Raw genomic sequence first — 13,350 nt, forward strand, 5'->3', positions numbered from 1 at the left:
TGTAAGGATAAATTGGAGGTTAATGTAAAATGGGTGTCGAATAAATAAGGGTTAAGCATGAGTGATTTACATAATCATGGGAGGTAGAGAATGGTTTATAAACAAGTGAATCAGAAACTGGATATGATTTTGGAAAACATTGAAAAGGTCATTATTGGAAAAAGAGATATAGCAGAACTAAGTCTTGTGGCGCTCCTTTCTGGTGGACATGTCTTATTGGAAGATGTCCCGGGCGTGGGGAAGACCGTCTTGGTCAGGGCGCTAGCGAAGTCCATCGGGGCGGATTTCAAACGGATTCAATTCACGCCTGACTTGCTACCGTCCGATGTAACGGGGGTATCGATTTTCAATCCGAAGGAACAAGAGTTCATCTTTAGACCGGGGCCAATCATGGGCCATATCATTTTGGCCGATGAAATTAATCGGACATCACCGAAAACGCAATCCGCCCTACTTGAAGGAATGGAAGAGGCAAGCGTGACGGTGGATGGTGTGACAAGGAAACTGGAACAACCGTTTTTCGTCATGGCCACTCAAAATCCAATTGATTACGAAGGCACATACCCACTTCCAGAAGCACAGCTAGATCGTTTTTTATTGAAAATGAAGATGGGGTATCCGGAAGTGGCAGAAGAGATAGAAGTGTTGCATCGGGCCCAATATACGGCTCCGATTGAAGAATTGGAATCCGTGATTTCGTTAGAGGAACTGATAGATTTGCAGATAGAGGCAAAGGCCGTGATCGTGGATGATACGATAAAGACGTATATCGTCGAGTTAGCCAATCAATCACGTAAGCATGAAAGTGTATATCTTGGGGTGAGCCCACGTGGATCGATTGCCCTAATGAAGGCAGCCCAAGCCTATGCGCTCCTAAAGGGAAGGGATTACGTTTTACCTGATGATGTGCAGCATTTGGTACCGTTCGTTTTTACCCATCGGCTAATCCTTAATCCGGAAGCGAATTACTCGGGGGTGAATGCTGACATGGTGATACATGAGGTAGTGGCTACGACGCAGGTACCCGTGAAGAGGGCCGTGACCTAATGCGGAATGTGCTTACCATACTGAAGAAAAACAGGAATGTCTGTGGGATCATAGTACTTATGCTCATTTCCTTTTGTTTTGCGATGTTTCAAGGCGGGTTTATCAGTTGGTTCATTTTCTATACCTTTTTGCCGTTCGGTGCGTACTCTATGATTCTGCTGTTTTATCCACTTCAGGCTTTTGAAGTGGAGAGAAGAATTAGTAAACACGAATGCCAGGCCGGAGAGTCGGTAGATATGACATTGGTATTCTCCCGGAAAAACAGACTGCCTCTTTTATATATGGTGGTAGAAGAGGATTTGCCGATGGAACTGGAAAAGAAAACATTGGTTTTTCCAGGATTTAAGCAATCCTTCCAATTGACATATACCCTGGAGAATCTGCCAAGAGGAGAACATGTCATCCAATCGGTTCGCTTCAAAATAGGGGACTTCTTTGGACTCTATGAAAAAGAAGCGACAGTGCATGCCCCTTTAAAACTCACCGTTTTCCCGGCTTATCAGGAGTTGAATTATAAACAGTTGGAGCATGTCTTCGATCAAGGACAAGTTGGTACGACGAAAAAAATACAGCGGGAACATTCGGTCGTGTCCGGAATCAGGGAGTATCAGCCGGGTGATCAATTATCCTGGATAAATTGGAAGGCAACGGCCCGAACAAGTGAAATCATGACGAAGGAATTTGAAGTGCAGAAAAACCGCGATGTATTTATTATGCTTGATGAGTACGCCTCTCCCTTCTTCGAAGAAGCTATCGTACTTGCGGCCTCTTTGGTGCATGCCTTGATAAAGAAGGGTATGGATGTTGGGTTAACCAGTACGGGATCAATGGAGGTCGTACCGGCTAAAGGAGGCAGTAAACAGAGGAGAAGACTCTTTTACCGTTTTGCAAAATCAAGGGCCACACATACAAGCGTCTGGAATGGAAAGAAGAACAAGGGAGTTGTACCATCAAACGCTTCTGTAATATTCATTGTGTCCGAATTAACGATGGAAAAGATAGAAGGTTGGAATGCATTTACCGGAAATAAAGCGATGACTGTATTTTGCGTGAAAAGTCAGGGAGACTTCACGGGTGAGGAAATACGTGCGAAGTCGGTGGCGTTGGCTCGTGGAATAAAGCTGGTCTTCTTTGAACAGGGTCACCTTCAAAATGAACGAACCGAGGTGAAGGCAAATGAACGCTGATTCTACCAAATCGGAAAGGTGGATGCATGTTCTCTTATATATATTTGGTCTTCTATTGATTACCGAATGGTTACGACCCGTAGAGAAGCTTACGGATACAGGAAATATCTTTATTTTCATTATCTTTGTGTTATTTTCCTTGCTCCTACACTATTTTGGTATCCACTGGTTTGTGCGTTTCATCCTCGTAAGTGCCTTTATATTAATTGCGGTCCATTTCTTGTATTCGTCAGATCCTTTCCTGACCTTCAAATGGCTTACTGGTGATTTGCTGGATATAACGGCTAACGTTTCGAATATGTATGAGGGGAAGTGGGAGCTGCTTTCCAACCCCTTTAGAACGCTGTTGTTTTTCGTGCTTCTTTGGCTTGTGACATACTTGATTCATTACTGGGTGACGGTGAGACGAAACATATTTTTACTTTATATATTAACGATCATTTTCCTATCGATTCTCGATACATTCACACCATATGATGGGGATATGGCCATGATCAGGATCATCATCATCGGGTTTTCGATGCTTGGTGTGTTGGCCATGCTACGCTTGTCCATACAAGAGAGATTGGTGTTTTCAGGAGGTCCATTCAGTAAATGGGCCATCATGCTAGCGGGGATGATGTTAGTAAGCGTCCTCGTTGGTTTCACTGCTCCGAAGTTCGCGTCACAATGGCCGGACCCTGTACCGTTCATTGTTTCTTATTCCGATAAGGTGACAGGAAGTGATGAAAGCTCCGTTGATAAACGGGTGGGGTACGACGAAGATGATTCATCACTTGGTGGGTCGATAGAGCCGGACAATACGGTCATTTTTTATAATACGGCCAATACCGGACACTATTGGAAAGTCGAGAACAAAGATATCTATACCGGAAAAGGATGGGTTTCCGTTGAGGGAATGGAAGACTATATCAGTTTCTCTAATGGTCAGGATTTGAAGGATATAAAAGAATTTGAGATTCCTGAAGTGTTGAAAACGGAAGACATGAATACAAGGGTAACCATGATGGAAAGTTACTCTCACCTTCTTCATCCCCAATCAGGGTACCTGAAGAAGGTAGAGGCTGAGAACGGAGATTGGTTTAAATATTATACAAATATGGACAAGTACATTTCAGTAGACGAAGGCAGTAAGCCCCTTACCACGAAAGAATATGAACTGGTTTATGAAATGCCTAGTTATGATCTGGCTGACTTACGGAAAGTTACGGAACAGGATGAAACGATGGATGTCCTCATGGAAAGCAATACACAGCTTCCGGAGGGATTGCCAACCCGTATCTATGAACTGGCCAACGAACTTACGGTGAATGAGGATAATTGGTACGATAAGGCAAAGGCGATAGAAAATCACTTCGACGGTCCTGAATTCAGCTATTCTAAAGAAGACATTCCGTATCCAGGCGATAATCAGGATTATGTGGATCAATTCTTGTTCGAGACCCAAATTGGGTATTGCGATAATTATTCAACGGCGATGGTCATTTTATTACGTGCCGCCAACATTCCGGCAAGATGGGTAAAGGGATATACGGAAGGGGAGAAATCAATTTATAAAGGTGAATCCGCCTATAAAGTGACGAATAATAATGCCCATTCATGGGTGGAGGTTTATTTTTCAGGATTGGGATGGGTACCATTTGAGCCTACGAAGGGATTCAATGGGCAAATGGATTTTTACAATTCGGATTTGAATTCGGAAAATACGGAGGAAACCGAGCAGGAAGACAAAAAACTAGTGGAGCAAGATGAGACGCAGACTAGAGAGCGCCCGGATACACCCGAAAATGAACCTGGATCAACTAAGAAAAGTGTCCTTTTAAGCCAAAATACTTTATTAATGTGGAGTGCCGGTATTATTTTATGTATTGCTTTACTTCTTGCCGTAGGGTATTTGTATAGAAGGAAATGGCTTCCTTTTGTACAAATCCTTCGGTTAAAAAAGAAAACCGGTCCATACTTTATACAGGCGTACCAATTATTATTGAAACAGTTGGTCCGGGCAGGGTTAGAGCGGCCTGATGGACAAACCTTGCGGGAATATGCAGCCTATGTAGATGCGGTTTATGAGACGAATTTAATGCAGGAAATGACAGCTCGATACGAAGTAATGACCTACCGTGGTGATCCAGAAGAAGAGGAGTGGGAGCGCTTTCGCAGTGACTGGGAAACGCTTATGAAAAAAACTAGCTCTTGACCATGTTTTTATTATATTGATACAATAACTTAAACTAATACTGTCCTTCATATATCCTCGATAATATGGATCGAAAGTTTCTACCGAATCACCGTAAATGATTTGACTATGAAGGCAGATTTACAGGAAAGCTGAAAATCTGCCTTCGTATATACTTTTTCCGTATATCGTTGTGGGTGGATTTTTAGTTTTCCTTTTTTTATGATACTATTTTTTTATATGAAAAATCACCCGTTTTTGGGTGAATTACATTGATAGAGGTGACGTTTGTGCCGGGGAAAACAGAATTGCAGAAAAACCAAGAAATGATTGTTGTACTTGATTTCGGAAGCCAATATAATCAATTGATTACGCGACGTATTCGTGAATTCGGTGTGTACAGTGAGCTTCATCCTCATACCATTACAGTGGAGGAACTACAGGAAATGAATCCTACAGGGATCATTTTTTCAGGTGGCCCTAACAGTGTATATGATGCAAGTGCATTTGGCTGCGATGAGCGTATTTTCGATTTAGGTCTTCCAATTTTCGGAATTTGTTATGGCATGCAGCTGATGACAAAACATTTTGGCGGAAAAGTGGAACGCGCCAAAAACCGTGAATATGGAAAAGCGACTCTTACGATTCAAAATGAATCTAAATTATTCAGTGATCTTCCAAAAGAACAAATCGTCTGGATGAGCCACGGTGACTTGGTCGTCGAAACACCTGAAGGTTTCACGGTCGATGGAACGAATCCGTCTTGTCCAATTTCGGCAATGAGTGATGAGTCACGTAAATTATATGCCGTTCAATTCCATCCAGAAGTACGTCACTCCGTACACGGCAATGAAATCCTGAAGAACTTCGTATTCGGAGTTTGTGGATGTAAAGGTGACTGGTCCATGGAAAATTTCGTTGAAATTGAAATGGAAAAAATCCGTCAAACAGTCGGCGATAAAAAAGTACTTTGCGCATTGAGCGGTGGAGTCGATTCATCCGTAGTGGCTGTGTTGATCCATAAAGCGATTGGCGATCAGCTAACATGTATCTTCGTTGATCATGGCTTACTTCGTAAAGGTGAAGCGGAAAGTGTTATGAAAACTTTCAGTGATGGCTTTAATATGAACGTCATTAAAGTGGATGCAAAAGAACGTTTCTTATCGAAACTTGCTGGCGTTTCCGATCCGGAACAGAAACGTAAAATCATCGGTAACGAGTTCATCTACGTGTTCGATGACGAAGCAACGAAACTAGAAGGCATCGATTTCCTTGCACAAGGTACGCTTTACACAGATATCATTGAAAGCGGTACAGCAACGGCACAAACGATTAAATCACATCATAATGTCGGCGGTCTACCGGAAGATATGCAATTCAAATTGATTGAACCATTGAATACTTTGTTCAAGGACGAAGTACGGGCATTAGGAAGCGAAATGGGCATTCCTGATGAAATCGTTTGGCGTCAGCCGTTCCCAGGTCCTGGTTTGGGAATTCGTGTATTAGGTGAAATTTCAGATGAAAAGCTTGAAATCGTCCGTGAGTCTGATTATATCTTACGCGAGGAAATCAGGAAGAATGGTTTAGAACGTGAAATTTGGCAATACTTCACAGTCCTTCCTAACATTCGTAGTGTAGGGGTAATGGGAGATGCCCGTACGTATGATTACACAATCGGTATCCGTGCTGTCACATCAATTGATGGAATGACTTCCGACTGGGCTCGAATTCCTTGGGAAGTACTTGAAATCATCTCCACAAGAATCGTCAATGAAGTGGACCATGTTAACCGCGTTGTGTATGACATAACGTCCAAGCCACCTGCAACGATTGAGTGGGAATAGTATATACATCGAACCAGTGAGGGTTTTACCTTCGCTGGTTTTTTTATGGTATTTATCTTTTTGGGTTTATTTGTGGATGATAGAGGGTGGATATTCTTCGTGAAATGGAAATGATAACTAAAAGGCGAACGTTCCATATTTTTTAATTAAAATTATTCGCTTTTTATATTGACGGCTGTTTTACGCGCTGGTACACTATACCTATAATAATAAATTGAACATAATCGTCGTATAATATCGGGAATATGGCCCGAAAGTTTCTACCAAGCTGCCGTTAACAGCTTGACTACGATGTGAATGAATGGGTGGGGTAGGTCACGCGCGCATTCTTTACATATTAGTAGTTGAGCCCCGTTCGGAAGCGAATGGGGTATTTTCATTTTGTGTTATACGAACTTATGATAGGGGAGACTCATTATGAAAAATTACTTTCGTTTTAATGAACTGGGTACTAGCTATCGTCGGGAAATACTCGGTGGTTTAACTACATTCCTCTCAATGGCTTATATACTGGTTGTGAATCCAGTGATGTTAACGTTACAGGGCATAGAGGATTACCCTGATGAATTGAGAATGGATTATGGAGCAGTGTTTGCCGCAACGGCATTGGCTGCCGCAATTGGTTCCATATTGATGGGTCTCATAGCCAGGTATCCAATCTCGCTTGCACCAGGAATGGGATTGAATGCATTTTTTGCCTTTACGGTTGTACTCGGTTTCGGAATCCCGTGGCAAACGGCTTTAACCGGTGTTTTAATTTCAGGGCTCATATTTGTCCTTCTATCCTTATCTGGTATTCGGGAAAAAATCATTAATGCCATTCCAGTCGAATTGAAATATGCGGTCGGAGCTGGTATTGGACTATTTATAACATTTGTAGGGTTTCAAAATGCAGGGATCATCACGAATGATGATAGTGTACTGGTCGGACTTGGTGATTTAACGAACGGAAGTACATTGCTCGCGGTATTCGGGATAATCGTCACCGTCATTCTAATGACCAAAGGCGTGAAAAGCGGTGTATTCATCGGAATGGTGATCACTGCCATAGCTGGCATGATTTTTGGGCAAGTGCCGGTGCCGGAGAAAATCGTTGGAGCGATTCCAAGTATCGCACCAACATTCGGAGTTGCGTTCGATGCTTTCGGAAATCCTGGTGAGCTCTTTACTGGTCAAATGCTGATCGTGATTTTGACCTTCTTGTTCGTAGCGTTTTTCGATACAGCCGGTACGTTGGTGGCTGTCGCTCAACAAGCAGGTTTAATGAAGGATAATGTTCTTCCGAGAGTTGGAAAAGGGTTGCTTGCTGACTCTCTATCCATTGTCTCAGGTGCCATCCTTGGTACATCGACGACGACATCTTATGTGGAGTCGACAGCGGGTGTCGCTGCCGGTGCTCGTAGCGGTTTTGCCGCAGTGGTTACAGGTTTACTGTTCGTCCTATCTCTTTTCTTTTTCCCGCTACTTTCCGTCGTGACGTCAGCGGTAACTGCACCAGCTTTAGTCATTGTAGGTGTACTAATGGCCTCATCGCTTAAAAACATTGACTGGCATAAATTTGAAGTAGCAGTGCCTGCCTTCTTCACAGTTATCATGATGCCCATGACATATTCGATTGCAACAGGGATTGCCTGTGGATTTATCTTTTATCCCATTACGATGACAATGAAAGGGAGAGCGAAAGAAGTTCACCCAATCATGTGGGGACTTGGAGTGGTCTTCCTTCTATACTTCATATTTTTAAAGTGAAACAACACGAGAAAAGAGGCCGATTATAGGCCTCTTTTCTCGTGTTGTAAGAAGAAGGACTTTACGTGTATAGTATAGATATAAATGTTTTGTAATGGATGGGATAATTCTTTCAAAAAAGAGGGAAAAAAATGAGCGGTTTTATCGTTGAAAAGGTATTGAACAATAATGTTGTAATTGCTAATCACCCATCATATGGTGAGGTCGTTTCTATTGGAAAGGGCCTGGGATTTAATCGAAAAAAAGGCGATGAACTAAGTCCGGAACTCGCAGAGAAAACGTTTGTTTTGAAAAGTGAGAAGGAACAGGAAAACTACAAGAAGTTATTGCCGAAAATCGATCAAAATCTTCAAGCGGCCATAATTGAATCCATTCATTTGATAAACAAAAGGGTCCCTGGAAAACTTAATGAGCATATACATGTGGGTTTAACGGATCATTTACTATTCGCCCTTCAACGGGTTTCCCAAGGGATGACCATAAAAAACCCATTTTTAAAAGAGACGATCACCCTCTATCCTTTTGAGCATAATATCGCAGTCGAGGTTGTTGACCTCATTCAAGATAAGACCGGGGTAGGACTGCCTCATGGAGAGATTGGCTTCATCACGCTTCATATCCATAGTGCCATAGCAAATAAGGATTTATCTGACGTCAATCAGTATTCCCAGCTGATTTTTCAACTGATTTCCATTATAGAAGAGCAGTTGAACGTTGAGATAAATAAAGAAAGCATCGATTATTCGCGGCTGATTCGTCATTTAAGGTTTATGATCGATCGCGTATTGGCAGGGGAAACGGTGGATGAACCTGAAAAAATCACTTTGCTATTGAAAGAAGAATATCCTGTATGCTACAATTTGTCTTGGAAACTAATAAAAATTATGCAACAGAAATTAGGCAAACCGGTTTGTGATGCGGAAGCTGTCTACTTAACGATGCATATTCAACGATTGCAAAATAAAATTAAATAAAACATTAACCTACGTGTTACTGATTCGATCAGGCATAAGTAAGGAGAATGATTGAGAGTGGAACAGGGTAATCTATACCCACATGTTCTTTTTCGGTCCTACCTTTACTTATGCCTTTTTTGCATACAAAACAGCTTAGAAGTGTATTAGCAGTTTAATGAAATGTAACCGTTTTATTAGTGTGAAAACAAAATGAGGAGGAAACCTAATGTTTAAGAAGTTGTTTGGTATCTTGCAAAAAATCGGGAAATCTTTAATGCTTCCTGTAGCAATCTTGCCTGCTGCCGGTATTTTACTCGCACTGGGTAATGCTTTACAAAACCCTGCCCTCTTGGATATCGCTCCGTTTTTAGAAAATGGCGGAGTGGAAATGGTAGCGTCCGTCATGGAAAACGCTGGGAATATTATTTTTGGAAATCTTCCGCTATTATTTGCGGTAGGTGTAGCGATTGGACTGGCAGGTGGAGATGGGGTTGCTGGTTTGGCAGCGATCATCGGATTCCTGATCATGAATGTAACGATGGGGACGGTCTTAGGAATTGATTTGAATGATATCAAGAATAATAGTGCCGTTTACAGCAATGTCCTTGGAATACCTACGTTAGGTACGGGAGTATTCGGCGGAATCATCGTCGGGGTCATGGCTGCCATTTTGTATAATAAGTTCTATGAAATTGAAATGCCTTCGTATTTAGGGTTCTTTGCGGGTAAACGTTTCGTACCTATTATTACAGCGGTAAGCGCGGTAGTTTTGGGACTGGTCATGATTGTAATTTGGCCGACCATTCAATCTGGTTTAAATGCCTTTTCAGAAAACATGCTTGGAGCTAATTTGACGCTTAGTGCATTTGTCTTTGGGGTAGTGGAACGGGCGTTAATTCCGTTTGGTTTGCATCATATCTTCTATTCACCATTCTGGTTTGAATTTGGTAGCTACATCGATTCGTCGGGTGAACCTATCAGGGGTGACCAAGCAATCTTTATGGCACAAATCAAAGATGGAGTGGAGAATTTAACGGCTGGTACGTTCATGACAGGAAAATATCCATTCATGATGTTCGGGTTACCGGCAGCGGCGTTGGCCATCTATCATGAAGCTCGTCCAGAACGTAAGAAAATTGTCGGTGGTTTAATGGCATCGGCTGCTCTTACAGCTTTCTTGACAGGTATAACAGAGCCGATTGAATTCTCATTCTTGTTTGTAGCGCCGATTCTTTTCGCTATTCACTGTGTGTTTGCAGGTCTATCATTCATGACGATGCATTTGCTTGATGTGAAAATTGGGATGACCTTCTCAGGAGGTTTAATCGACTATACATTATTCGGGTTAATCAATCCGCAAACAAATGCTTGGATTGTCATTCCGGTTGGTTTAGTGTTTGCGCTTATCTATTATTTCGGATTCCGATTTGCAATCAGGAAATTCAACTTGAAAACTCCTGGTCGCGAGGTAGAAGAAGATGATGATGACCAAGTTGGAGTATCTTCCAAGAAATCAGGTAATCTTCCTGGAGATATTTTGGAAGCGATGGGTGGAAAAGAAAACATCGCGCATTTAGATGCTTGTATCACGCGCCTTCGTGTGTCGGTCAATGATATTAAAGAAGTTGATAAAAATAGATTGAAGAAACTCGGTGCGGCAGGAGTGCTTGAAGTCGGTAACAATATCCAAGCCATCTTTGGCCCACGTTCCGAAACGATTAAAGGGCAAATGAAAGATATCATGGATGGGAAAAGACCTAGTAGGGTTGAAGCCTCACCAGAAAAAGGCGTAGAAAATCAAATAGAAGATGTGATTCCGAAACCATTACGGACGGAAGGGTCTTCTGACTCTGAAAAATTCGTTTCTCCTATTAAAGGAGAAATCAAGCCGATTACTGAAGTGCCTGATCCAGTATTTGCTGAAAAAATGATGGGCGATGGCTTTGCTATTGTGCCGGAGGATGGTCTGGTTGTTTCTCCGGTTGACGGGACGATTGTCAATCTCTTTCCAACTAAACACGCCATTGGTATCGTTTCGGAAACAGGGCGAGAAGTACTGATTCACGTCGGAATCGATACAGTTAAATTAGAAGGTAAAGGGTTTGAAGCGCTCGTCGCTCAAGATGACAAGGTGAAAATCGGCCAACCACTACTTAAAGTAGATATTGACTATGTTAAAAATAATGCGACTTCTATTATTACTCCGATTGTCTTTACGAACCTCGCTGAAGGGGAAAGCGTTAAGATAGAAAAGAGTGGAAAAGTCGATATTAAAGAAGCAAACATTATTTCTTTTAATAAATAAGCGTTATAGAAGCAGGGGGTGACTATTGAAGTTGCCCCCTGCTTCTATTTATAGATTTATGTTAACGACATGTCTTTGAAGCAGAAAGGATAAAGTGGGTATAATAGTGGAAGTTGTACTCTATAGATAGGATTTAAAAAAACAAAGAAATATCACAATTTTAATTGACTTGTATTTCTACTGGTGATATTATATTAACTACACCGAAACACGACATCATAACGAGAAAAGAAACATTCGAAACTTGTTGACAAGTTGGTTGAAAGGTGTTAAGATAATAAAGTCGCTAAGATAGCGGCAAACAAATTGCTCTTTGAAAACTGAACAAAACAAAGCGCCAACGTAAATTTTGAGTGAGCACACACTATAAAAAAGCAAAATGAGCAAGTCAAACATTTCTTCGGAGAGTTTGATCCTGGCTCAGGACGAACGCTGGCGGCGTGCCTAATACATGCAAGTCGAGCGAATCGATGGGAGCTTGCTCCCTGAGATTAGCGGCGGACGGGTGAGTAACACGTGGGCAACCTGCCTATAAGACTGGGATAACTTCGGGAAACCGGAGCTAATACCGGATATGTTCTTTTCTCGCATGAGAGAAGATGGAAAGACGGTTTCGGCTGTCACTTATAGATGGGCCCGCGGCGCATTAGCTAGTTGGTGAGGTAATGGCTCACCAAGGCGACGATGCGTAGCCGACCTGAGAGGGTGATCGGCCACACTGGGACTGAGACACGGCCCAGACTCCTACGGGAGGCAGCAGTAGGGAATCTTCCGCAATGGACGAAAGTCTGACGGAGCAACGCCGCGTGAACGAAGAAGGCCTTCGGGTCGTAAAGTTCTGTTGTTAGGGAAGAACAAGTACCAGAGTAACTGCTGGTACCTTGACGGTACCTAACCAGAAAGCCACGGCTAACTACGTGCCAGCAGCCGCGGTAATACGTAGGTGGCAAGCGTTGTCCGGAATTATTGGGCGTAAAGCGCGCGCAGGTGGTTCTTTAAGTCTGATGTGAAAGCCCACGGCTCAACCGTGGAGGGTCATTGGAAACTGGGGAACTTGAGTGCAGAAGAGGAAAGTGGAATTCCAAGTGTAGCGGTGAAATGCGTAGAGATTTGGAGGAACACCAGTGGCGAAGGCGACTTTCTGGTCTGTAACTGACACTGAGGCGCGAAAGCGTGGGGAGCAAACAGGATTAGATACCCTGGTAGTCCACGCCGTAAACGATGAGTGCTAAGTGTTAGAGGGTTTCCGCCCTTTAGTGCTGCAGCTAACGCATTAAGCACTCCGCCTGGGGAGTACGACCGCAAGGTTGAAACTCAAAGGAATTGACGGGGGCCCGCACAAGCGGTGGAGCATGTGGTTTAATTCGAAGCAACGCGAAGAACCTTACCAGGTCTTGACATCCTCTGACACTCCTAGAGATAGGACGTTCCCCTTCGGGGGACAGAGTGACAGGTGGTGCATGGTTGTCGTCAGCTCGTGTCGTGAGATGTTGGGTTAAGTCCCGCAACGAGCGCAACCCTTGATCTTAGTTGCCAGCATTCAGTTGGGCACTCTAAGGTGACTGCCGGTGACAAACCGGAGGAAGGTGGGGATGACGTCAAATCATCATGCCCCTTATGACCTGGGCTACACACGTGCTACAATGGATGGTACAAAGGGCTGCAAACCTGCGAAGGTAAGCGAATCCCATAAAGCCATTCTCAGTTCGGATTGTAGGCTGCAACTCGCCTGCATGAAGCCGGAATCGCTAGTAATCGCGGATCAGCATGCCGCGGTGAATACGTTCCCGGGCCTTGTACACACCGCCCGTCACACCACGAGAGTTTGTAACACCCGAAGTCGGTGAGGTAACCTTTATGGAGCCAGCCGCCTAAGGTGGGACAGATGATTGGGGTGAAGTCGTAACAAGGTAGCCGTATCGGAAGGTGCGGCTGGATCACCTCCTTTCTAAGGATAATACGAGAGCGCTTTTGTTTTGTTCAGTTTTGAATGAGTAATTCATTCAACCACGAAGGACTCATCACATCGTGATGACGATCTTTCTACATTGTTCCTTGAAAACTAGATAATAGATAGAAGGCA

The 13,350-nt window shown here is 43.2% G+C and carries 7 protein-coding genes, 1 rRNA gene and 2 riboswitches; all 8 genes read left to right on the forward strand.

The features are described from left to right. Nucleotides 1–90 precede the first annotated feature (90 nt). Complete coding sequence (locus AC503W_RS01835) at nucleotides 91–1,047, forward strand: AAA family ATPase (RefSeq protein ID WP_402875538.1); 957 nt, start codon at nucleotides 91–93, stop codon at nucleotides 1,045–1,047. Then, a complete protein-coding gene (locus AC503W_RS01840) occupies nucleotides 1,047–2,234 on the forward strand; it encodes a DUF58 domain-containing protein (RefSeq protein WP_427689002.1) in 1,188 nt (395 codons plus the stop codon). Before AC503W_RS01835 ends, AC503W_RS01840 begins: the two co-directional genes overlap by 1 nt. Further along, on the forward strand, nucleotides 2,224–4,431 hold the full coding sequence (locus tag AC503W_RS01845; RefSeq protein ID WP_427689000.1) for a DUF4129 domain-containing transglutaminase family protein: 2,208 nt from the start codon (nucleotides 2,224–2,226) through the stop codon (nucleotides 4,429–4,431). The genes AC503W_RS01840 and AC503W_RS01845 overlap by 11 nt, the downstream gene beginning before the upstream one ends. Nucleotides 4,432–4,458: 27 nt before the next feature. Continuing rightward, nucleotides 4,459–4,560: riboswitch (purine riboswitch) on the forward strand. A gap of 140 nt (nucleotides 4,561–4,700) precedes the next feature. Further along, nucleotides 4,701–6,257, forward strand: a complete 1,557-nt coding sequence (gene guaA, locus AC503W_RS01850; RefSeq protein ID WP_402875551.1) for a glutamine-hydrolyzing GMP synthase — start codon at nucleotides 4,701–4,703, stop codon at nucleotides 6,255–6,257. A gap of 207 nt (nucleotides 6,258–6,464) precedes the next feature. Then, nucleotides 6,465–6,566: riboswitch (purine riboswitch) on the forward strand. Nucleotides 6,567–6,674: 108 nt separating this feature from the next. Continuing rightward, nucleotides 6,675–8,006, forward strand: a complete 1,332-nt coding sequence (locus AC503W_RS01855; RefSeq protein ID WP_402875544.1) for an NCS2 family permease — start codon at nucleotides 6,675–6,677, stop codon at nucleotides 8,004–8,006. Nucleotides 8,007–8,137: 131 nt separating this feature from the next. Beyond that, nucleotides 8,138–8,980, forward strand: a complete 843-nt coding sequence (glcT, locus tag AC503W_RS01860; protein WP_427688998.1) for a glucose PTS transporter transcription antiterminator GlcT — start codon at nucleotides 8,138–8,140, stop codon at nucleotides 8,978–8,980. A 208-nt stretch (nucleotides 8,981–9,188) separates the two neighbouring features. After that, complete coding sequence (gene ptsG, locus AC503W_RS01865) at nucleotides 9,189–11,267, forward strand: glucose-specific PTS transporter subunit IIBC (RefSeq protein ID WP_427688996.1); 2,079 nt, start codon at nucleotides 9,189–9,191, stop codon at nucleotides 11,265–11,267. Between the two features lie 397 nt (nucleotides 11,268–11,664). Continuing rightward, nucleotides 11,665–13,215 (forward strand): 16S ribosomal RNA (locus AC503W_RS01870). Nucleotides 13,216–13,350: the final 135 nt, after the last annotated feature.

The organism is Peribacillus suis (genome assembly GCF_059384845.1).

Excerpts from the sequence above, each read along its gene's own strand:
- glcT (WP_427688998.1), top strand. The coding sequence starts at position 8,138 with ATGAGCGGTTTTATCGTTGAAAAGGTATTGAACAATAATGTTGTAATT.
- ptsG (WP_427688996.1), top strand. The coding sequence starts at position 9,189 with ATGTTTAAGAAGTTGTTTGGTATCTTGCAAAAAATCGGGAAATCTTTA.
- AC503W_RS01845 (WP_427689000.1), top strand. The coding sequence starts at position 2,224 with ATGAACGCTGATTCTACCAAATCGGAAAGGTGGATGCATGTTCTCTTA.
- AC503W_RS01835 (WP_402875538.1), top strand. The coding sequence starts at position 91 with ATGGTTTATAAACAAGTGAATCAGAAACTGGATATGATTTTGGAAAAC.
- AC503W_RS01840 (WP_427689002.1), top strand. The coding sequence starts at position 1,047 with ATGCGGAATGTGCTTACCATACTGAAGAAAAACAGGAATGTCTGTGGG.
- AC503W_RS01855 (WP_402875544.1), top strand. The coding sequence starts at position 6,675 with ATGAAAAATTACTTTCGTTTTAATGAACTGGGTACTAGCTATCGTCGG.